Source organism: Sphingomonas sp. TF3, from assembly GCF_003985085.1.
Classification (GTDB): domain Bacteria; phylum Pseudomonadota; class Alphaproteobacteria; order Sphingomonadales; family Sphingomonadaceae; genus Sphingomonas.
This window is the reverse complement of record NZ_RWKS01000003.1, coordinates 229,524-250,622: the sequence shown is the minus strand read 5'-3', so window position 1 is coordinate 250,622 and position 21,099 is coordinate 229,524. Positions and strand designations below refer to the sequence as shown.

At 67.4% G+C, this 21,099-nt stretch carries 22 protein-coding genes; 9 read left to right on the top strand and 13 right to left on the bottom strand.

Features of this window, described 5'->3' with window-relative positions; all coding sequences use genetic code 11:
• Positions 1 to 408, bottom strand: a complete 408-nt coding sequence (locus EJC47_RS04000) for a hypothetical protein (RefSeq protein WP_033967028.1) — start codon at positions 406 to 408, stop codon at positions 1 to 3.
• 147 nt (positions 409 to 555) lie between these two features.
• On the opposite strand from EJC47_RS04000, the gene EJC47_RS03995 reads away from it, so the two are divergent.
• Positions 556 to 861: a hypothetical protein gene (locus tag EJC47_RS03995; protein WP_010404751.1), complete on the top strand. Its 306-nt coding sequence runs from the start codon at positions 556 to 558 to the stop codon at positions 859 to 861.
• 5 nt (positions 862 to 866) lie between these two features.
• Here the strand turns inward: EJC47_RS03995 and smc are convergent, their stop codons facing one another.
• The 4 genes from smc to EJC47_RS03975 form a co-directional block, all read right to left on the bottom strand.
• Complete coding sequence (gene smc, locus EJC47_RS03990; RefSeq protein ID WP_126845581.1) at positions 867 to 4,268, bottom strand: chromosome segregation protein SMC; 3,402 nt, start codon at positions 4,266 to 4,268, stop codon at positions 867 to 869.
• Between the two features lie 160 nt (positions 4,269 to 4,428).
• Positions 4,429 to 5,172 carry a thioredoxin domain-containing protein gene (locus EJC47_RS03985; RefSeq protein WP_126845580.1) on the bottom strand — a complete coding sequence of 248 codons (744 nt, stop codon included), beginning with the start codon at positions 5,170 to 5,172 and terminating at the stop codon, positions 4,429 to 4,431.
• Positions 5,173 to 5,201: 29 nt separating this feature from the next.
• Entirely contained in the window at positions 5,202 to 5,930 is a 729-nt protein-coding gene (locus EJC47_RS03980; protein WP_126845579.1) for a thioredoxin domain-containing protein, read from the bottom strand.
• A complete protein-coding gene (locus tag EJC47_RS03975; protein ID WP_126845578.1) occupies positions 5,927 to 6,481 on the bottom strand; it encodes a DUF721 domain-containing protein in 555 nt (184 codons plus the stop codon). Before EJC47_RS03975 ends, EJC47_RS03980 begins: the two co-directional genes overlap by 4 nt.
• A 14-nt stretch (positions 6,482 to 6,495) precedes the next feature.
• Between EJC47_RS03975 and EJC47_RS03970 the strand changes: the two genes are divergently transcribed.
• From EJC47_RS03970 to nudC, 3 genes are read left to right on the top strand one after another with little or no spacing between them, the layout of a single operon-like run.
• Complete coding sequence (locus tag EJC47_RS03970) at positions 6,496 to 7,536, top strand: A/G-specific adenine glycosylase (RefSeq protein ID WP_185867552.1); 1,041 nt, start codon at positions 6,496 to 6,498, stop codon at positions 7,534 to 7,536.
• The gene (locus EJC47_RS03965; protein ID WP_126845577.1) at positions 7,530 to 8,852 is read left to right on the top strand and encodes a serine hydrolase domain-containing protein; all 1,323 of its coding nucleotides are present in this window, start codon (positions 7,530 to 7,532) and stop codon (positions 8,850 to 8,852) included. The genes EJC47_RS03970 and EJC47_RS03965 overlap by 7 nt, the downstream gene beginning before the upstream one ends.
• A gap of 11 nt (positions 8,853 to 8,863) precedes the next feature.
• The gene (gene nudC, locus EJC47_RS03960; protein ID WP_126845607.1) at positions 8,864 to 9,730 is read left to right on the top strand and encodes an NAD(+) diphosphatase; all 867 of its coding nucleotides are present in this window, start codon (positions 8,864 to 8,866) and stop codon (positions 9,728 to 9,730) included.
• Between the two features lie 23 nt (positions 9,731 to 9,753).
• Here the strand turns inward: nudC and EJC47_RS03955 are convergent, their stop codons facing one another.
• Genes EJC47_RS03955 through EJC47_RS03935 form a run of 5 tightly spaced genes read right to left on the bottom strand, consistent with a single transcriptional unit; the run spans position 9,754 to position 13,347 of the window.
• Positions 9,754 to 9,972 (bottom strand): hypothetical protein, encoded by a 219-nt coding sequence (locus EJC47_RS03955; RefSeq protein WP_126845576.1) that lies wholly within the window; start codon positions 9,970 to 9,972, stop codon positions 9,754 to 9,756.
• Positions 9,973 to 10,031: 59 nt separating this feature from the next.
• Complete coding sequence (locus EJC47_RS03950; protein ID WP_081988820.1) at positions 10,032 to 11,015, bottom strand: aromatic ring-hydroxylating dioxygenase subunit alpha; 984 nt, start codon at positions 11,013 to 11,015, stop codon at positions 10,032 to 10,034.
• Complete coding sequence (locus tag EJC47_RS03945; protein WP_126845575.1) at positions 11,012 to 11,623, bottom strand: septation protein IspZ; 612 nt, start codon at positions 11,621 to 11,623, stop codon at positions 11,012 to 11,014. Before EJC47_RS03945 ends, EJC47_RS03950 begins: the two co-directional genes overlap by 4 nt.
• Positions 11,620 to 12,396: a MerR family transcriptional regulator gene (locus EJC47_RS03940; protein WP_126845574.1), complete on the bottom strand. Its 777-nt coding sequence runs from the start codon at positions 12,394 to 12,396 to the stop codon at positions 11,620 to 11,622. The genes EJC47_RS03945 and EJC47_RS03940 overlap by 4 nt, the downstream gene beginning before the upstream one ends.
• Positions 12,397 to 12,456: 60 nt before the next feature.
• Positions 12,457 to 13,347, bottom strand: a complete 891-nt coding sequence (locus EJC47_RS03935) for a prephenate dehydratase (protein ID WP_126845573.1) — start codon at positions 13,345 to 13,347, stop codon at positions 12,457 to 12,459.
• Between the two features lie 155 nt (positions 13,348 to 13,502).
• Here EJC47_RS03935 and EJC47_RS03930 point away from each other — a divergent pair, with 155 nt between their 5' ends.
• The gene (locus tag EJC47_RS03930; RefSeq protein WP_126845572.1) at positions 13,503 to 14,171 is read left to right on the top strand and encodes a c-type cytochrome; all 669 of its coding nucleotides are present in this window, start codon (positions 13,503 to 13,505) and stop codon (positions 14,169 to 14,171) included.
• A gap of 45 nt (positions 14,172 to 14,216) precedes the next feature.
• Here the strand turns inward: EJC47_RS03930 and EJC47_RS03925 are convergent, their stop codons facing one another.
• From EJC47_RS03925 to EJC47_RS03915, 3 genes are read right to left on the bottom strand one after another with little or no spacing between them, the layout of a single operon-like run.
• The gene (locus EJC47_RS03925; RefSeq protein WP_260591464.1) at positions 14,217 to 15,155 is read right to left on the bottom strand and encodes a TIGR00730 family Rossman fold protein; all 939 of its coding nucleotides are present in this window, start codon (positions 15,153 to 15,155) and stop codon (positions 14,217 to 14,219) included.
• 37 nt (positions 15,156 to 15,192) lie between these two features.
• Entirely contained in the window at positions 15,193 to 15,864 is a 672-nt protein-coding gene (locus EJC47_RS03920; RefSeq protein WP_126845571.1) for an extensin family protein, read from the bottom strand.
• A gap of 35 nt (positions 15,865 to 15,899) precedes the next feature.
• Positions 15,900 to 16,535, bottom strand: a complete 636-nt coding sequence (locus EJC47_RS03915; RefSeq protein ID WP_126845570.1) for a DUF4328 domain-containing protein — start codon at positions 16,533 to 16,535, stop codon at positions 15,900 to 15,902.
• A 146-nt stretch (positions 16,536 to 16,681) separates the two neighbouring features.
• Here EJC47_RS03915 and EJC47_RS03910 point away from each other — a divergent pair, with 146 nt between their 5' ends.
• From EJC47_RS03910 to EJC47_RS03895, 4 genes are all read left to right on the top strand, one after another.
• A complete protein-coding gene (locus EJC47_RS03910; RefSeq protein ID WP_126845569.1) occupies positions 16,682 to 17,815 on the top strand; it encodes a phosphoserine transaminase in 1,134 nt (377 codons plus the stop codon).
• A 137-nt stretch (positions 17,816 to 17,952) separates the two neighbouring features.
• A complete protein-coding gene (serA, locus tag EJC47_RS03905; RefSeq protein WP_126845568.1) occupies positions 17,953 to 19,530 on the top strand; it encodes a phosphoglycerate dehydrogenase in 1,578 nt (525 codons plus the stop codon).
• An 84-nt stretch (positions 19,531 to 19,614) separates the two neighbouring features.
• Positions 19,615 to 19,992, top strand: a complete 378-nt coding sequence (locus EJC47_RS03900) for an endonuclease domain-containing protein (RefSeq protein ID WP_312845332.1) — start codon at positions 19,615 to 19,617, stop codon at positions 19,990 to 19,992.
• Positions 19,989 to 21,095: an ATP phosphoribosyltransferase regulatory subunit gene (locus tag EJC47_RS03895; RefSeq protein WP_126845566.1), complete on the top strand. Its 1,107-nt coding sequence runs from the start codon at positions 19,989 to 19,991 to the stop codon at positions 21,093 to 21,095. The genes EJC47_RS03900 and EJC47_RS03895 overlap by 4 nt, the downstream gene beginning before the upstream one ends.
• Positions 21,096 to 21,099 lie beyond the last annotated feature (4 nt).

Here is a 21,099-nt window from a genome sequence, read left to right as displayed (position 1 = left end):
TCAGTGGTCTGTCAGCAGCCCGGCCATCTTCTCAAAGGTTACATCGGTTTTGGAGCCGAACAGCCGCATCGGCTTGCCCTCGTCGCATTCGACCTGCGCGACGATGCGAATCCAGCGCCGCGTCGGGCCAACGGTGATTTCGGCGTCCAGGGTGAAGCCGGAGCGATCCCGGATGGCCGCCATACGGCGACATTCGAGCGCGATGCGGGATCCCGGTGTATAGCGCGCCGTCGCAGCGTGGCGATCGACTCGGCTGCCGCGCGGGGCTCCAAACAAATCGTAGACGCCATCGCTCCAGGTCAGCTGCTCGGTCGCGAGATCGCACGACCACAGCCCAGCCGAAACCGAGGCCGGAACGTCGGTGAAGCGGCCGCCGACCGCATGGGACACTGCTGGAATGATGTTCATGCAAACCCCTTTCCGATTGCGGTGCAACCCCGTGCTTGCCGGACAATGGTTAAGCTGAGGTTTTGAAAGGCCCTACTAGTTTCGCAGATGCAACCCGCAGGCGCTTAAAACGTTACGCCCACACAAAGATCAAAAGGGACCGACATCATGCGTTCACTGTTTCTCAGCCTCGCCGCCGCTTCGCTCGTCGTTCCGGTGACGATGGCCCTCCCGGTCGATAAGGCCGAAGCGCGCAAGCATCGCTATTATGGCAAAACCAGCCGTCATTATCGCTGCCATCGCTCGTCGGGCACGACCGGCCTGATCGCGGGCGGTGCAGGCGGCGCGCTGGTCGGCAATGCGCTGGGCGGCGGTGTGCTCGGCACGGTTGCGGGTGGCGTCGGCGGCGCACTCCTCGGCAAGCATCTCGACAAGAAGCATGACGCGGCCCAGAATCGCCGCAACGGCTGCTGATCCTGCTACTCGGCGGCGAGGAGCGATTCCGCGCCGCCGAGATCAACCGAAACGAGGCGGCTGACGCCTTGTTCGACCATCGTCACGCCAAACAGCCGGTGCATCCGGCTCATCGTCACGGCATTGTGCGTCACGATCAGATAGCGCGTCTGTGTTTCGCGCGTCATCGCATCCAGCAACCCGCAAAAGCGCTCGATATTGGCATCGTCCAGCGGCGCATCGACTTCGTCGAGCACGCAGATCGGCGCGGGGTTGGTCAGGAACAAGCCGAAGATCAGCGCGACCGCGGTCAGCGCCTGTTCGCCGCCCGATAGCAGCGTCAGCGATTGCAGCTTCTTGCCCGGCGGCTGCGCCATGATCTCGAGGCCCGCCTCCAGCGGATCGTCCGAATCGACCAGTTCGAGATGCGCCTGTCCGCCATTGAACAGCGTGGTGAACAAGCGCCGGAAATGCCCGTCAACCGCCTCGAACGCCGCCATCAGCCGCTGCCGCCCCTCGCGGTTGAGCGTGCCGATCGACCCGCGCAGGCGGTTGACCGCCAGCCCCAATTCCTCGCGCTCGGCGGCATTGCCCTTGGAGGCTGCTTCGAGTTCGGCCAGTTCGCTTTCGGCGACCAGATTGACCGGGCCGATCCGCTCCCGATCGACCATCAATTTCTCGTGTGTCGCCGATTCCTCCCCCGGCGACCGCACCGTATCGCCCGCAAAGCCGACCCGTTCGGGCAGCAGCACCGACGGGCATTGGAAGCGCTCGCCCGACAGGCGGTTCATCTCGACGCGGCGCACTTCCTGATTTTCCGCGCGCGCCGCGGCCCCGGCACGCGCCTCGCGCGCTTGCGCCAGCGTTTCGGCAGCGGCGCTGGCTTGTGCTTCGGCCGCGCGCAATGCCGCTTCGGCGGCGCGTTCGGCGGTGGCAGCAGCATCGGCCTCGGCACGCGCCGCCGTATGGGCCGCCTCCAGCGCAACGATCTCGGCAGCGAGCGCCTCGGGCCGCCCGACTAGCGCCTGCGCTTCGGCGGCAAGGTCACCATCGCGCTTGTCCATCTCGGCGATGCGCCGCGCCGCCTCGCCTGCCCGCGCGCGCCAGCTTTTCGCCTCGGCGCTCATCGCGGCAAGCCGCTCGCGCGCGCTGCCGACATCGCGGTCGAGCCCGGCACGATCCGCACGCGCGGTGGCGATGGCGGTGCGGCGCGCTTCCGCCTCGCCCGACAGCGCCCGCACCCGCTCACGCGTCGCACTCCCATCGGGCAGCGCCGCCTGCACGGTGCCCGCGCGCGCGACCTCCGCCTCGGCTTCTTCATGATCGGCGACGATGCGCTGCCGCCGCGCCGCCAGATCGGCGCGCTGCGCCTCGATCCGCTCGATCGCCGCCGCCGCGCTGTCCTCGGCGCGCGCCGCATCGCGCGCGCGCGTCTCGGCGCTCTCCAGCAAACGCCGCGCCGCCAATGCACCGGCCCGCGCTTCCGCAATCGCCGCGTCGATCCGCGCGAGCTCGCCATCCGCCGCCTCGACCGCGCGCACCGCCGCCGGGCGCGCCGCCTCGATCGCGCGCAGCCGGTTCATGCGTTCGAGCCGCTCCGCCGCCGCCGCCCCGCCCGATTTGGCGACATAGCCATCCCAGCGCCGCAGCACGCCCGCCAGCGTCACCAGCCGCTGCCCGACCGCGAGCGGCACGCCCGTATCGCTCTCCGCGACGAACACTTGCGCCAGTCGCCGCGCCAGCGCCGCTGGCGCTGTAACATGCTGGCCAAGCGACACCGTCCCCTCGGGTGCCGCCGGATCGCCCGGCGCGACCTCTGCGCCCGCCCAGAAGCGCTCGCCCGCCGGATCGAGCCCCGCTTCCAGATCATCCCCCAGCGCCGCCGCCAGCGCGCGCTCATAGCCAGCCTCGGGCTGCAATCGGTCGAGCAAGCGCTCGCGCCCCTCGCGCCGTGTCGCCTTGGTCAGCGCGGTCGCTTCGCTGTCGAGTGCCGCCAGATCGGCATGCGCCGTCGCCCGCGCCGCCTGCGCCCGGTCGCGCTGCTCGCGCGCACCGCGCTCTTCGGCATCGGCGCGGGTGAGCGCCGCGCGCGCATCCTCGCCATGCTGCACCGCCTGCGCGCGCGCCGCCGCCGCCGCCGCGCGCTCGGCGATCAGCGGCGCGGCATCGCCCAGCGCCGCGCTTTCCGCCGTCACCCGCGCCAGATCGCGCGCGCTGCGCTCGGCCCGCACCCGCGCCGCCGACAGCGCCGCCTCGGCCACACGCGCATCGGCCAGCTCGGTCGCTTGTGCGGCGAGCGCTTGCGCCAGCGCCACTTCGGCATCGCGCCCGGCGCGTTCCGCCTCGCTCAGCCGCGTCTCCAGCTCGGGGATGCGCGCGGTCGCCTCGGCCAGCAGCACCTCCAGCGCCTTGCTCTCTTCGGCCAGCCGCGCGATCGCTTCGGCGGCATCGCTCGCCAGCGATCCCTCGCGCGCACGGTCCTCGGCCAGCCGCACGCGCGCCGCCGCCAGCTCCTGCGTCCGCCGCACCGCCGCCGCTTGCTCGCCGCGCAAGCCGCCGAGTCTATGCCCAGCCTCGCTCGCCGCCTCGCGCAACGCTTGCGCTTGCCCCCGTGCGTCCGCCAGCGCCTCGGTCGCCGCCAGCGCATAGGCTGCCCCCGCCCGCTGCGCCTCGCTCGCCTCAGCCACGCGCGCCTCGCACGTCGCCGCCTCGGCCTTGGCGGCATCGGCGGCCTGTTGCGCATCGCGCCAGCGCGCAAAGATCATCCGCGCCTCGGCCACGCGGATCTGCTCGGACAAAGCGCGATAGCGCTCCGCCTGCCGTGCTTGCCGCCGCAGCGCATTGGCGCGGCCGTCCTGGTCGGCGATCAGTTCATCGAGCCGCGCGAGATTGGCCTCGGTCGCGCGCAATTTCTGCTCGGCATCCTTGCGGCGGACGTGCAGCCCGGCAATCCCGGCGGCCTCTTCCAGCATCGCGCGCCGCTCGGCGGGCTTGGCGGCGATGATCGCGCCGATCCGCCCCTGGCTGACCAAGGCCGGCGAATGCGCCCCCGTCGCCGAATCCGCGAACAGCAACGCCACGTCCTTGGCGCGCACATCGCGCCCGTCGATGCGGTAGGCCGACCCCGCCCCGCGCTCGATCCGGCGGACGACTTCGCTTTCCTCTCCAGCATTTTCGATCAGCATCGAAACTTCGGCGAAATCGCGCGCGGGCCGCGTGTTGGTGCCCGCGAAGATGACGTCGTCCATCCCCGCCCCGCGCAGCGAGCGCGCCGAGGTCTCCCCCATCGTCCAGCGCAGCGCCTCGAGCAGATTGGATTTGCCGCAGCCATTGGGGCCGACGATCCCGGTCAGCCCCGGCTCGATCCGCAGATCGGCGGCGTCGACGAAGCTCTTGAAGCCCGACAGCCGGAGACGCTTGATCTGCATTCAGAGCCCCCCGGCTAGAGTGGAAACAGCGAGGCGTCCTTCCAACAAGAGGCCGTCACCCCGGGCCTGTCCCGGGGTCCACCGTCGTCAGTACCCCGCAATTGCAGAACATGCGGCACCGTGGATGCCGGGACAAGCCCGGCATGACGAGCTGGGTCGGTTACGCCCCTGCGCGCTTCAACGCCGCTTCGACATCGGGCCAGGACACACCATCAACCTTGGTGCCGTTGAGGATGAAGGTGGGCGTGCCGGAGACGGTCGCGCCTTCGCCCTTGTTCATCAAGCCGATCAGTTCGTTCAGCGCCTTGCTGTCGGCGATGCACGCGCGCGCCTTGGCTTCGGGAATGCCGCGCTGCTTCACGAACTCGACATAACCGAGATAGTCGCCCCAGGCTGCGGCCATCTGGTTCGGCGTCTTGCCCTGCAATTGCGCCTGCAGCGCGTTGGTGGCGGCCTGATCGGCGAGCTTGGCCTCGAACTGCGGCTGGCTCAGGTACATCTGTTCGAGCAACGGGAAGAAGGCCGACGGATCGACGCAGCGCCCGAGCAGGCTCGGCGCGAAATCCGCCTGATTGTGGACCATATAGTCGCGGAATTCGTAGGACACCTTGCCGGTGGTGACGTACTTCTCGGTCAACGGCTTCTGCCCGGTCTGGCCGAACGCGCCGCAAGTCGGGCAGGTGCGCGATCCATATTCGACCAGCTTGATCGGCGCATCGGGGTTACCCATGCGATAGCCACCCTCGGGCGTCTTGGAGACCACTTCGGTCCAGTTTTGCCCGGCGGGTGCCGGCTTGGCCGCCACCGGCGCTGCGGCGACGCTGTTGCCGCCCGATGCCCCGCCACCGCCGCACGAAGCGAGCGAAACGGCAGCCAGCGCGGCGAACAGGATGCGAGGGTTCATCGAATAAGCTCCTTGGAGAAAACGCATTTTTACTTGGCAACGGCGGCGCGCACCAGCGGCTCCAGCGCCGCCCAGGTGAAGGTATTGGCTTGCGCCACGCCGTTGATGAGGAAGGTGGGGGTGCTGTTCACGGCATAGGCCTTGTTGGCCGCCGCGGCGCGCTGAGCGACCAGATCGACCGCCTTGGTGTCGGCCAGGCACGCAGTCGCCTTGGCCAGCGGCATGCCCTTCTGCACCACCAGATCGGTATAGCCGTAGAATTTGGAGAGATAGGCGGCGATCTCGGTCGGCTTGGCCCCCTGCAATTGCTGCTGCTTGTCGGCGGGGACCTGGTCCGGCCGCCCGACCAATTTCTCCTGATTGGCCATCATCGCGTTCAACAGCGGGAAGAACGCCCGCGTCGGCACGCAATGCCCGAGCAGGATCGGCCCGAGATCGAGCGCGCCATGAATGGGGAAGTCGCGGAATTCATAGCTCACTTGCCCGGTCGCAATGTAGCCGGTGCGCAAAGCGGGCAAACCATCCGCGTCGAAATGCGCGCAATGCGGGCAGGTCCGCGATCCAAATTCGATCAGCTTCACCTTGGCATTGGGGTTGCCGATCCGCACCCCGCCCTCGGGCGTGGCGACGATCATGCTGGCCCAGGCGGTCTTGGCAGGCGCGCGATGCGCCACAGCCTTCTTCGCCGGTGCGGCCTGCGCTGCGGAGCTTGTGCCAATCACAATGGCCATTGCCGCCAACACCAACCGCATTGTCATCCTTCACTCCCACCAACGATCGGCGCGCCACGCGTCGCCGCAACCCCCGCGGCCAGCGCTTCCAGCACCGCCTTCAATTCCGGATCGGCGATGGTGCGCAAGCTCGCGCCCAGTTCGACCGGCACCGGGCGCAGCGACGGCGGGGCCGCACGCGGTGCCGGGGCGGGCACGTCGCCCTGGCGGATCTGCACGCGCACGATCGCCTCATAGCCAAAGAAGCGATTCACCCGCTCGACGATTTCGGGCGCGATGTGCTGCATCATCGTGGCATGGGCACCGCGCACGACCAGGCTCAGCGTGCCGCCAGTGCGTTGCCCATGCGGAAATTTGATCGATTCGGGGGCCGACACCCCGGCATAACGCGGGCCGACAATCTCACCCCAGCGGCTGACCACCGCGCTCTGCACGAAGCCGAACCGGCGGAACGCCGCGCGTCCGGCGTCGGGCAACAGTTCCGCGACCGAGCGAGCGCGCCCACCGCGCGGCTTTTCCGGCTCGGCGCGTTTGATCGCAGGCTTGGCGGGATCGCGTTTGCTCATCCGCCCGTCCATGCCATAGCGATGCGGTGTCCGCCAAGCATCCTTCCACCATCGCCGCCCGATTGCTCGCCTGGTATGATGCCCATGCCCGCGATTTGCCGTGGCGCGCCGCCCCCGGCAGCAACGCACCCGATCCCTACCGCGTGTGGCTGTCCGAAATCATGCTGCAACAGACCACGGTCGCGGCGGTGCGCCCGCGTTTCGCGGAATTTGTAGCGCGCTGGCCCTCGGTGGAGGCGCTCGCCGCCGCGCCCGAGTCCGATCTGATGGCGGCGTGGGCGGGGCTTGGCTATTATGCCCGCGCCCGCAATTTGCACGCCTGCGCCCGCACCGTGGCCGGGCGCGGTGGCTTTCCCGACACCGAAGAAGGACTGCGCGCGCTGCCCGGCGTCGGAGCCTATACCGCCGCCGCGATCGCCGCGATCGCCTTTGGCGCACGCGCGGTGGTGGTCGATGCCAATGTCGCGCGCGTGGTCGCACGGTTGTTCGCGATTGAGCGCCCTTTGCCCGGCGCGATGCCCGATCTGCGCGAAGCGACCGATCGCATCACCCCCGACACCCGCGCGGGCGATTTCGCGCAAGCGATGATGGATCTCGGCTCCTCGGTCTGCACCCCGCGTGCACCGCGCTGCCTCGCTTGTCCTTTGGCCGAGGATTGCGCCGCCTATCGCGTGGGCAACCCGGAGGGCTTTCCCATCAAGCTCGCCAAGGCCGCCAAGCCGCAGCGCCACGGCACCATCTTCTGGGCCGAACAGGAGGGCCGCGTGTTGCTGATGCGGCGTCCACCGCGTGGGCTGCTCGGCGGTATGCGCGCGCTGCCGACCGGGCCGTGGGTGGAGTCTCCGCCTGCGCTCGCGGACCCGCCACTCGCGGCTGCCTGGCGGGTGTTGCCCGAGACGGTGTCGCACACCTTCACGCACTTCCGGCTTGAACTGGCGCTTGCGGTCGCGCGCGTGGATGGGCATGGGCCGATCGGAGAGTGGTGGGATGTGACCGGGATCGACTCGGCGGGCCTGCCGACTGTCTTCGCCAAGGCGGCAACGGCAATCAGGAGGGCACGATGGTAGCGACGCGGTTCAAGATGGCAGCGAGCGCCTTGCTCATCGCGGCAACCGGAACGGCGGTCGCGCGGCACGTCGTACATGCCCCCGTGGTGCTGCGCACCGCCCCGCGCCTCCCGCAAACGCAGGCGGTGTTTTCGGGCTATGTCGCGGCAAAGAAGATCCCCGGCGTGGTCGGCGTGATCGGCCGCGGCAATGCCCCGTTCGCGGTCGTTGCAGCGGGCCGGATCGGCGACGAACCCGGTGCTCCGCTCGCCGACAAGGACAGCCTGTGGCGCGTCTATTCGATGACCAAGCCGATCACCGCGATGGCGGCGATGATCCTGATCGAGGAAGGCAAGATGCGGCTCGACCAGCCGGTCAGCGATTTCATTCCCGCCTTCAAGACGATGCGCGTGCAGGTCAGCCCGGATTCGCTCGACACGCGCGCGGCGACGCGCCCGATCACGATCCGCAACCTGCTGACGCACACCGCCGGGCTCGGTTACACGATCATCACCAAGGGCCCGTTGCTCAAGGCCTATGAAGACGCCGGCATCACCCCCTTCACCTCGGACGCCAAGACCGAGGCGCAGCTTCGCCTCAAGCGCCCGCCGACGCTGGAAGCCTTTGCCAACAAGGTCGCCACGCTGCCGCTGATCGCCGAACCCGGCACCAAATGGAGCTATTCGATCGGCCTCGACGTGATGGGCCGCGTGATCGAGGTCGCCTCGCACCAGCCGTTCGACCGCTTCCTGCAGACGCGCATCTTCACCCCGCTCAAGATGCGCTCGAGCTGGTTCACCGTGCCGGGGTCGGAGGCGCACCGTCTCGCCACCGGCTATTTCATCACCCCCAATGGGCGCACGCCGGTCGATCCGGGCGCGACCTCGGTCTATCTCAAGGCCCCGAGCTTCCCTTATGGCGGTGCCGGGCTGGTGACCTCGGCTTATGATTACGACCGCTTCCTGCACATGCTGCAAAATGGCGGGACACTGGACGGCGTGCGCATCCTGAAGCCCGCCACGGTCAAGCTCGCAATGTCCAACCTGCTGCCGAATGGGGTTGTCTATCCAGGCGCAGTTGCGGCGACCGGCGGCACCACCAACCCGCAGGGCTTTGGTGCGGGCGGCTCGGTCACGCTGCACGATACCCCCGGTGGTCCGGCCAAAGGCACTTATGGCTGGGGCGGCGCTGCCGGCACGATCGCCTGGGTCGATCCGGTCAACAAGATCCGCGCGACGATCATGGTCAATTATCTGCCGGGCGACCGCTGGCCGCTGCGCGCCGATTCGACCAAGGCGGTCTATGCCGATCTCGCGCCGGTAGCGCCCAAGAAGTGAGCGCAGCGGCGATGCTGACACCCGGCTTTACCGGCGGTCTGCTCGACCGCGCCGATCCGCTGCGCCACGATGCCGCCGCGCTCGCCGCCGCCAAGAGCGACTGGCGCGCGCGGCTGCTCAAGCTCGAGAATTTCGAGCCTGAGCTCGATGATATGGGGATGCTTGGCTGGACAACGCTGGCCGATGCGCCCGACGATGCCGAGCTGGTGCTGCTCGGGCTCGACAATGGCCGCCCGCATTTCGCCGCTTATACGCCGGGGATGCGCGCACCCAAGGGCCGCTCGGCACGGCTGTTCGGCCTGCTCGATCGCTTCGCGCCGGGCGAAGCCGCCACCTATGCCGCCGCGCGCAGCGTGCTCGACTGGCACAGCCGCCACCAATTCTGCGCCAATTGCGGGCACCAGACCGCGATGTTCCGTGCCGGTTGGGGGCGCAATTGCCCCAATTGCCATGCCGAACATTTCCCGCGCGTCGATCCGGTCGTCATCATGATCGCCGAGCATGACGGGCGCGCCCTGCTCGGCCGCCAGCCCGCCTTCCCACCCGGCCGCTATTCGGCGCTGGCGGGGTTCCTCGAACCCGGCGAATCGATCGAGGAAGCGGTCGCGCGCGAAATCGCCGAGGAAGCGGGCGTGCGCGTACGCGACGTGCGCTACATCGCCAGCCAGCCCTGGCCATTCCCGTCTTCGCTAATGGTCGCCTGCGTCGGCATGGCTGAGGACGATGCGATCACGCTCGACACCCATGAGCTGGAGGATGCGATCTGGGTCCCGCGCGACGTGGTGCGCGCGGTGCTGGCGGGGGAGCCCGGCCCGTTCCTGCCGCCCCCGCCTTATGCCATCGCACACACGCTGTTGACGGCGTGGGCGGCGGGGTAAGCCGCAAACGGGTCGAACGAGACTTACAGCCTCAGCCAGCCCTTGCGGTCCGCACAGATTAGCGGCGCGATAGCGCCAAGCCCCGCCAGCCCTCCAAAAGCGATCGCCCACCAAACGCCAATCTGCGGGAAAGTGAGCGATGTCGCGCCCACTAACGGTGCGACAAAAACCCCAAGTACGATGGGGAAGATGTAGCCACAGAGCGTAGCCACCGCGAGCAGGACGTAAACGAAAACCCTCATTTCTGTTCTCCTTACGTTCAATGTCACACACTTCCGCGCGAGTCGCTACCCTTGCCGCTTCAGCTCAACACGCTGACCACCCGCCTCGTTTCAGGCATCGCGCGCGCATCCGGTCGCGCCGCCAGCGCGATCAGACGACGCGCCGCGAGCGTGGTGGCGTCGGCCTCGACGCTTTGTTCGAAGGCATCGCCTTCCAGTGTATAAGCGCGCTGCGCTGATTCCAGCACGGCACGGTCCTGCGCCAGAATTTCGGGCTCGGCCGAGGTCCAGATTGGCGGCTGCGCTGTCTCCACCGGCCCACGTTGCAACAACCAATGCTGGATGCAGCGCCCGGGCACGGTCGGCACATGGTGCAGCACCAGACGGAAGGCATCGCCGCCCGCCACCGTCACCCGATCGGGCAAATCGAAGCGCAAGTGCGTGCCCGGCCCTGTCACGGTCAGGCTGGCGGCGGTGCTTTCCACCTCATAGCGCGTCGGCAGCAACCCCACCGCCTGCACCCGGAACCATTGCGGATGCATATTGGGATGGGTGAAGGCCGCGTGACAAATGTCGAGATTGTTTTCGATCGGCAGGATCGCCTCGCACGCCAGCTCCATCGCGCCCTGCAGCCATTGAAACCGGTCGAATCCGTCAATCGCCAGCGGTGCGCCCTCCGGCTCATCGGCACCCGTCCACAGCCAGACATAGCCGTCCTGCTCCGCCACCGGATAGCGGCGGACGGGTGCGCTCTTGATCGTCTGATCCTCGCGCAAGGACGGAATATGGCGGCAGCGCCCGGCTCCATCGAACCGCCAGCCATGATAGGCACAGGCAATCGTCCCAGCGCTAACGGTGCCGAGCGACAGCGTCACACCGCGATGCGGGCAGCGATCGTGCAGCGCTTGGGGGCAGCCGTCGGCATCGCGAAACAGCACGATCGGCGCGCCGTGCAGCGTGATCGCGACCGGCGCATCGCGCAATTGCGTGCTCGCCACGCCGACATACCACGCGTCTTTCGGCAATGGGATACGATCCGCAACGGGAGCGGAAGGGAGGTTCATCGGGTACTGTCCTCGACGGGTTTGAAGAAACCGAGCCGCTGGCACGCGTCGAACACGCGTCGGCCATTGAAGGAGGCGAGCAACATCGCGCCGATGCTTCCCCAAGAAACCGCCGCGCGGATCGCGAGCGCCTGGGCCAGCGGAAACGCGCTCATGATCCACACGAACGCGCCTGCCCGCGCCACGAAATACAACGCCCAGGCGAGCGTGAAGGCGCGGAAGAACTGCACCACCTCGGGGCGGTCCGCCGGAATATCGGGTTTGCGCTGCCGCGCGATGCGCAGCACCAGCGGCTCCTGCCCCGATGCGCCGACCAGAAACACGCCAGCCGTCAGCAGATTGAGGATCGCGCCTTCATAGCGGATCATGAACGGGGTCTGCGCCCATAGATCGATCGCCCCGAACACCAGCGCCGCACCGTTGGCCAGCAGCCATAGGGGCGGGAACGGACGCCGGGTCGCCAGCCGCCAACCGCCCTCGACGACAATAAACCCAAGCGCGACCGCAATGGCCGGTTTGATGCCGAAAGCGAGCAGCACAGCCCAATACAGGAGGAGCCCGCCAAAGGTGTGGAACACCGCCGCGAGAAAGGAGCGCAGGCGCGTCATTTCGGGTCTCCGTCACGGGCATGGGCGGCCATCGCTTCGCCCAGGAACAACCACCGCCGCCGATCGAGCGGTAGCGAGGCCGCGAGCGCCGGATCGGAAAAACCATCCTGCCAAAACCGCGTGAGCGCGGCGCGCATTCCGCCGTCTTGGCCAGTCATCCGCGCAATCAGCGCGGCCGCTCGCCCCCCAACTGCGCGTGCCTGCGGCGTGTCGGGAGACCCGTCGACGAGCGTGTCGAGCTCGGCATAAAGCTCGGCCCATTCCCGCTCGGTGCTGGGTGCGACTTCGGCCAGGTGTCGTTGCTGATCAGGCGTAAAAACGCGCGCGCCGAGCGCCTCCAGCGCCGGGGTCCAGCGCAACCGCAACGGCTCGGCGCGCGCGAGTTCGGCCAGCGCCGTCGCATCGATCGTGCCGCCCGCACACAGCTTGCGGCGGGCATGGGCGATCAGGATCAGCGAATCCTCGACCCGGTTGCGCTGATCGATCAGCGCCTGTTCCTGCAGGTCGAGCACCGCCGCCACATCGGGCGCGCCCTCGTCGAGCAACGCGCCGATCCGCGCGATCGTCAGGCCGAATCGGCGCAGCAGCAGGATAACGTGCAGGCGCTCGCACTCGGCCTGGCCGTAGGTGCGCCAGCCATGCGCATCGCGCACCGGCTCGAGCAAGCCTGCGGATTCATAGAGCCGCAGCGTCTTGATGGTGATGCCAAAGCGCCGGGCGACGTCGGCGGCACCGTCGGGAAACTGGGCGGAGGGGCGCTTGAGTCGGGTCATGCGCCAGGTTGTACGGTCGTCCCTTGGGGACGACGCAAGCGGATTGTCCGCGCCCCCGCTTTACCCGCGCGCGCGCGCCTGACGATAGGTGCCGAGCACGCGCACCCATTTCGAATGGAACGCCAGTTCGGCCAACGCACGGCCAAGGCCGGGGTCGCTCGGGCGTCCCTCGACATCGGCATAGAATTCGGTCGCGGCGAAGCTGCCGCCGCGCTGATAGCTTTCCAGCTTGGTCATGTTGACGCCGTTGGTCGCGAAACCACCCATCGCCTTGTACAAAGCGGCGGGCACGTTGTTCACTTCGAAGATCAGCGTGGTCATCCACGGACCGTCGCCAACCGGTTCCTGCCCTTCGCGTGCCAGCACCACGAAGCGCGTGGTGTTATGTTCGGCGTCCGCGATATCGCTGGCCAAGGTGTCCAGCCCGTACAGCGCCGCCGCGCCCGGCGGGGCAAGCGCCGCCAGCGCCGGGTCGCGGCGCTCCGCCACCAGCGCCGCCGCGCCTGCCGTGTCGGGATAGGCGACGGGGGCAATGCCGTGGTCGCGCAGCCACAACCGGCATTGGCCGAGTGCCTGTGGATGGCTCATCGCCTCGCGTACGCCCGACAACGGCCCGGTGCCCATCAGGGCATAGCGAATACCGAGAAAATGCTCTCCGGTGATGACCAGCCCCGATTCGGGCAGCAGGAAATGCATGTCGGCGACGCGCCCGTGCAGCGAATTTTCGATCGGAATCATCGCGCAATCGGCGCGAAAATCGCGCACCGCATCGATCGCATCGGCAAAATCAAAGCACGGCAGCGGCAGCCCATCCGGGAACGCCTCGCGCGCGGCGATATGCGAATTCGCGCCGGGGGCACCCTGAAAAGCGACGGTGCGGGCGGGATCGATGGCGGCGGCAGCGGTCATCTCGGCGACGAGCGCGCGGGCGGGTTCGGGGAAATTTTCCATGGGTGCCGGGCGGTACTGCGCTCGTCGTCGCGCTGCAAGCCATCGCCACCCCGCCCGCCAACGGCGCTTGCGATGCACGCCGCGCGAATCTATGGGTTGGGCGACTTCGTGGCTCTAACAGGGGCCGTCCCGCGGCAGAAGGTTTAGGACGAGACATGGACAACCGGACCAATACGATCGCTGGCTGGGTTTTGGGCTCCATGGGCGTCGCGCTTGCGCTCGGCATCGCCGGAAATATGATCGTCCATCCGATCAAGGCCGAAAAGGCCGGCTATCCGATCGAGGGCGGCGCGGAAGAAGGTGCCGGAGCGGCTGCCGCCGACAAGCCGATCGCCGAATTGCTGGCCACGGCGGACACTGCGCACGGTGCCGAAGTGTTCAAGAAATGCTCCGCTTGCCACACAATCGCCCAGGGCGGTGCCAATGGCATCGGCCCGAACCTGTGGGCGACCGTGGGGGAAGCGATCGCGCAGGGTAAAGCGGGTTACGCCTTTTCCGACGCGCTGAAGACCGCAGGCGCTGGCAAGAAATGGGATTTCGAAGAGCTCAACAAATGGCTCACCAGCCCGCGCGCCTTTGCGGCGGGCACCAAGATGACCTTTGCCGGGTTGACCAGCGGCAAGGACCGCGCGGACGTGATTGCCTATCTCAACGCGCAAGGCTCCAACCTGCCACTGCCAGCAGCTGCGCCCGCCGCGACCGAAGCCAAGGCACCGCCCGCCGCTGGCGCGGCTGATCCCGGTGGCAAGGCGTCGCCTGCCGCAGCCGATCTGGGCAACGCCACCGCGCCTGCCGCAGCCGGGGCGGAACCGGCCAAGAAATGATCTGATCTGCGCGCCCCCCGGGTCCAACCCCAGGGGGCGGCGGGCTCAGTCCTTGTCGCGGTAAAACGCCTTCACCACGTCCCACCCCTCCTGGGCGGTTTCGACGAAGGTGAAGATCTTGAGGTCCTTGGCCGAGACCACGCCTTCCTCGACCAGCGCATCGAAATTGACGACGCGGTTCCAGAACTCGCGGCCATAAAGCAGCACCGGGATCGGCGCGATCTTGCCGGTCTGGATCAGCGTCAGCAGCTCGAACAGTTCGTCGAACGTGCCGAAGCCGCCCGGAAACGCCGCCAGCGCACGCGCGTGCAGCAGGAAGTGCATCTTGCGCAGCGCGAAATAGTGGAACTGCATCGACAGCGCCGGGGTGACATAGGGGTTGGGCGCTTGCTCATGCGGCAGCACGATGTTGAGCCCGATCGATTCGTGCCCGCAATCGGCCGCACCGCGATTGGCGGCTTCCATGATCGACGGGCCACCGCCCGAACAGACCACGAAATGCCGCTTGCCGTCGGTATCGACCGGGAAGCTGCTCGCCAGCCGCCCAAGCTCGCGCGCCACGTCATAATATTTGGATTTGGCGACCAGCCGCTCGGCAATGCGGATCGCTTGCTCGCGGTCGCCCTCGGCCGCCTGCGCGATGTCGAGCAGCGCTTGCGCCTTGGCGGGTTCGGGAATGCGCGCCGATCCATACATCACGAAGGTCGAGGCGATATTGGCCTCGTCCATGATGAGCTGGGGCTTCAGCAGTTCGAGCTGAAAGCGCACCGGGCGCAAATCCTCGCGGAGCAGGAAATCCATGTCCTGAAAGGCGAGGCGATAGGCCGGGTTCTCGGTCTGCGGCGTGCTGATGCCGGTCTTGGCGGTTTCCGCATCCTGGCGCGCGCGGGGGAAAACGCGCGACGGCACATGCGTGTCGCGCGCATCGGACTCGTGGACGAGCGAGTCTTGGGCTGGGGCGTCCGGGTTGGGAGTATCGTTCATCCACCGCCCCTAAGCCACTGCGCCGCGAATTTGAAGCCTAGCGGCAAAACCCGGCATGATCGTCTTCCAGATGCAGATGGTTGTAATGCACCGCATTGTAATCCGGGCTCAGCACCGTGCCGAAGCGCTTGCACGCCGACGCCCGGATCGTGCGCAGGAAGGCGCGTGCGTCCGAATCGCCGCCATTCCAATTCTGCTGGATGGTGATGCGGCGGCCATCCTTCAGCACGAAGCCCGATATATCGACTGCATTGGCGGTGGCATGGCCCGACAGCCGCCCGCCCGCCCCCGGGGCACCCACCACCGCCCGGCAGGCATAGCTGCCCATGCTCTCCACCCGCACCAGATCGCTGCCCAGCATCTGCCGCGCGGCCGGTGCCACGGCATAGCTGATCCAGGCGGTGAAACCGCGCGCGAGGCCACAGCGCATCGCCTTGAGGTTGGTCACCGGCACGCCGATGTCGATCAATTGCAACGTGCCGATCAACCGGCAGCCCCCGCCGAAATCGCGATCGGGCAAGGGCGAGAAGCGCACATCCTCGCGCGACAGATCGGTATAGCAAGCCTGCGTTTCGCGGCTGGTCGGCAAGGCCAGCGTCACCGGCCTCGCCCCGCGCGGCCGCGGTGGCGGGCGGCGATCGTTTCCGCCGCCGAAACTGCAGGCGGAGAGCAAGAGCGTAAGGACGAGGGCGGGTAGAATACGCGACATGCGGTTCCCCGTATCGCTATGCGCCGCCCGCCGCGCTATTCAAAAATGCGCGTGTCGACGACTGCACGCTGGTTTGCGGTAAGCCGTCGCATGAGAATGATCAACGCGATCACCAGGGGCACGTCGAGCACGAACGTGATGATCTCCAGCCAGGCAACCAGCCATGCCTCGTGAAACGACATGGTGTTGAAACTGATCCGCGAACTCACGTTGGACAGGATGGTGCTCGCCACCCAAAGGCCCCACCAGATTCGCATCACGGCCGGCACCGGCGCGCTATACGGGTCGCTCGGGCACGCACTTACTTGCCATGTCTCGCGCATCGCCTGAAACGGTTTGAACAGACTGGCGATCGGGATGAAATACCATCCGACACTCCAGCCCGGCGAAATTATCATCGCATCCGACAGCGTGTGCGCATTGGCATTGGCGCGATAGATCCAGCGCCCGACGCAGATGGCGGAGACCAGAAACGCCAGCATGTAGAGAAGGCTCGCCACCGTCGAAAAGCGATCCATATTCTGCAATTCGGCAGCCGAGAAAATCGTCGCCGCCTCCCGCCCCGTGGTGGATGCCGTCACCACCGATCCGACCGTCGTCAGGAAATCGCAGACCAGCCAAACAAGCACCGCGATCGTCGCAAGTCGCTCTCGCATATCAAGATTTTTCATTCAGTCCCCCGGGGATAGCGTTCACCCTGCCGCAGCATTGTGCCCCGGTCCAGTGATCGCGCTTGACGGCTCGCCGCATTTCTCTAGGGCGATCGACGGGCCACGCGGTCCCAACGCCGCGCGTGCTCTCTGTAAGGAGAGACTACATGACTGACCTTCCTGCGCGTCCCGCGCATCTGCCTGCACGCCCGTATTTTTCCTCGGGCCCGTGCGCCAAGCCTCCGGGCTGGACCCCCGCCAATCTTGCCACCGAATCGCTGGGGCGCTCGCACCGCTCGAAGATCGGCAAGGCGCGGCTGCAATATTCCATCGATCTGATGCGCGAGCTGTTGCAGCTCCCCGACACGCACCGCATCGGCATCGTCCCCGGCTCCGACACCGGCGCGTTCGAAATGGCGATGTGGACGATGCTGGGTGCAAAGCCCGTCACCGCGCTCGCCTGGGAGAGCTTTGGCGAAGGCTGGGTCACCGACGCGGTCAAGCAACTCAAGATCGATCCCACCGTCCTGCGCGCCGATTACGGGCAATTGCCCGATCTGAACGCGGTCGACTGGTCGAACGACGTTTTGTTCACCTGGAACGGCACCACCTCGGGCGTGCGCGTGCCCAATGCCGACTGGATCCCCGAGGCACGCGAGGGCCTGTCCTTCGCCGATGCGACCAGCGCGGTGTTCGCCTATGACATTGACTGGGCCAAGATCGACGTCGCCACCTTCTCCTGGCAGAAAGTGCTCGGCGGCGAAGGCGCGCACGGCGTGCTGATCCTGGGCCCGCGCGCGGTCGAACGGCTCGAAAACTACACCCCCGCCTGGCCTCTGCCCAAGGTGTTCCGCCTGGTCTCCAAGGGCAAGCTCACCGAAGGCGTGTTCAAGGGCGAGACGATCAACACCCCCTCGATGCTCGCGGTCGAAGACGCGATCGCCGCGCTCGAATGGGCCAAGACCGTCGGCGGCGGCGAGGGCCTCATCGCCCGCAGCGACGCCAATGCCGCCGCGCTCGACAAGATCGTCGCGGAGCGCGCGTGGCTCGGCCATCTCGCCGCCGACCCGGCGTCGCGCTCCAGGACCAGCGTCTGCCTGACGGTCGAGGGTGCCGACGAAGCCTTCATCAAGGCCTTCGCCGGTCTGCTCGAAAAAGAGCATGCCGCTTATGACATCGCCGGTTACCGCGATGCCCCGGCGGGCCTGCGCATCTGGTGCGGCGCGACCGTCGACACCGCCGACATCGTCGCGCTCGGGCCCTGGCTCGACTGGGCCTATGCGAGCCTGAAAGCCGCGTAATTCTTCTCCCTCTCCCCGCTCGCGGGGTGAGGGCCGGGGAGAGGGGCAGTCCAGCACGCCACCTCCCCCGAATTTCCCACTTCCCCTCTCCCCGACCCTCTCCCCTGAAGGGGAGAGGGAGCAGAAGGACAAAACCGATGCCAAAAGTGCTCATTTCCGACAAAATGGATCCAAAAGCCGCCCAGATCTTCCGCGAACGGGGCGTCGAAGTCGATGAAATCACCGGCAAGACCCCGGAAGAACTGATCGCGATCATCGGCGAATATGATGGTCTGGCGATCCGCAGTTCGACCAAGGTGACCAAGGCGATCCTCGCCGCCGCGACCAATTTGAAGGTCATCGGCCGCGCCGGGATCGGCGTGGATAATGTCGATATTCCAGCAGCTTCGGCGCAGGGCGTGGTGGTCATGAACACCCCCTTCGGCAATTCCATCACCACCGCCGAACATGCCATCGCCCTCATGTTCGCGCTCGCCCGTCAATTGCCCGAGGCCGACGCCTCGACCCAGGCCGGCAAGTGGGAAAAGAACCGCTTCATGGGCGTGGAATTAACCAGCAAAACCTTGGGGCTGATCGGTGCCGGCAATATCGGCTCGATCGTCGCCGACCGCGCCCGCGGCCTGAAGATGAAGGTCATCGCCTTCGATCCCTTCCTCAGCCCCGAACGCGCGCTCGAACTCGGCATCGAAAAGGTCGAACTGGACGACCTCCTCGCCCGCGCCGATTTCATCACGCTCCACACCCCGCTCACCGACCAGACCCGCAACATCCTCTCGGCCGAGGCGCTCGCCAAGACCAAGAAGGGCGTGCGCATCGTCAATTGCGCGCGCGGCGGGCTGATCGACGAGGCCGCACTCAAGGCCGGGCTCGATTCGGGCCATATCGGTGGTGCAGCACTCGACGTGTTCGTGGAAGAACCCGCCAAGGCCTCGCCCTTGTTCGGCACGCCCAATTTCGTCTCGACCCCGCATCTGGGCGCGTCGACCACCGAAGCGCAAGTCAATGTCGCGATCCAGGTCGCGGAACAAATGGCCGACTTCCTCGTCGCGGGCGGCGTCACCAACGCGCTCAACATGCCGAGCCTGTCGGCCGAGGAAGCCCCGCGGCTGAAGCCGTATATGGCGCTGGCCGAAAAGCTCGGCAGCCTGGTCGGGCAGCTCACCCACGGCGCGATCGCGCGCATCTCGGTTCATGCCGAGGGTGCCGCCGCCGAGCTCAACCAGAAGCCGATCGTCGCCGCCGTGCTGGCCGGGTTCCTGCGCACGCAGACCGACACCGTCAACATGGTCAATGCGCCCTTGCTCGCCAAGGAACGCGGCATCGAAGTGCGCGAAGTCCGCACCGAGCGCGAGGGCGATTACCACACGCTGCTGCGCGTCTCGGTCAAGACCGATGCGGGCGAGCGTTCGGTCGCCGGCACGCTGTTCGGCGATTCGGCCCCGCGCGTGGTCGAACTGTTCGGCATCAAGGTCGAGGCCGATCTCGCCGGGCACATGCTGTATGTCGTCAACGAGGATGCGCCGGGCTTCATCGGGCGCCTCGGCACCTTGCTCGGCACCGCGGGCGTCAACATCGGCACCTTCCACCTCGGCCGCCGTTCGGCCGGTGGCGAGGCAGTGCTGCTGCTGTCGATCGACGATGCAGTGACGCCCGACCTGCTCGCGCAAGTCCGCGCGCTGCCAGGCGTGAAGACCGCGATGGGCTTGGCGTTTTAACAGGCGAACGGTACGCCCTTCTTCTCCCTCTCCCCTCCGGGGAGAGGGTCGGGGAGAGGGGCCGTGCCAACAACCGATAAGCTATTGCTAGCGCGCGCCAAAGCCATGCGCAGCAACCCAACCCCGGCCGAAGCGCGCCTCTGGTACAACCTTCGCGCCAAACGCTTCGCCGAAGTCAAGTTCGCCCATCAGGTCGTGATCGGCCCGTTCATTGCTGACTTTGTCGCGCGCTCCCTAAAATTCGTGATCGAGCTTGACGGCGATACCCACGCAGACGACGAGAGCGCCGACGCCCGCAGAACGGCGTGGCTGGAACGACAAGGGTATCGCGTGATCCGCTTCAACAATGCCGACGTCATGGGGAACCTCGATGGCGTGCTAGAGACGATCAGCGCTGCGCTTGCGACGGCCCCTCTCCCCGGCCCTCTCCCCGGAGGGGAGAGGGAGAAGGATATAGCATGACCACCGCCCTCCTCCCGACCGGTTTCCGAGACCGGCTCCCGCCCTTCGCCGACGCCGCAGCGCGCCTCGAAGCCGCTGCGCTCGCCGCCGCTTATGCCTATGGCTATGAACGCGCCGACCCAGCGCTCGCCGAATTCGAAGCCGGCCTCGCCGGTCGCCTCAAGGCCGCGCGCGCGCAGGATGCGGTGCGCTTCGTCGATCCCGTCAGCCAGGCGACGCTCGCGATTCGGCCCGACATGACCGCGCAGATCGGCCGCATCGCCGCGACCCGCATGGGCCACCACCCGCGCCCGGTGCGGCTGTCCTATGCGGGACCCGTGCTGAAACTGCGGGCCTCGCAACTCGCGCCCGAACGTGAATTGCGCCAGATCGGCTGCGAATTGATCGGCCTCGATACCGTGGCGGCGGCGCGCGAAGTGGTCGAAGTCGCGGTCGCAGCCCTCGAAGCGGCGGGCGTCAGCGACATTTCGATCGACTTCACCCTGCCCGACCTGATCGACGTCCTCGCCAGCGGCCCCTTCCCGATCGACGCCGCCCAGATCAATGCGCTGCGCGACCGGCTCGACGCCAAGGATGCGGGCGGCGTCGCCGCGATCGCCCCCGCCTATCTCCCACTGATCGAGGCGGCAGGCCCCTTCGAAACCGCGCACGCCCGGCTGTGCGCGTTCGATGCAGGCGGCGCGCTGACCTCGCGGCTCGATGCCCTGTGGAAGATCGCCGAGGGCCTGCAAGGCCGCGTCGCGCTCACGCTCGACCCGACCGAGCGCCACGGCTTCGAATATCAAAGCTGGCTCGGCTTCTCGATCTTCGCTGGCGGCGTGCGTGGCGAAATCGGGCGCGGCGGCACCTATACGATCATGCACGAAGGCGGAGCCGAGGAATCGGCGGTCGGCTTCTCGCTTTACGCCGACGCGATCGTCGCCGCCGGTCTGGCCGAAGTCGACCGCCGCCGCCTGTTCGTGCCGCTCGGCACCGATCCGGCGGTGGCCGCCGCGATGCGCGCGGCGGGCTGGGTCACCGTCGCCGCGCTGGAAGCAGGCGATACGCCCGAGGCGCAATTGTGCACGCATGTGCTGGCCGAGGGCGAAGCGCGGGCGGTCTAGCCAC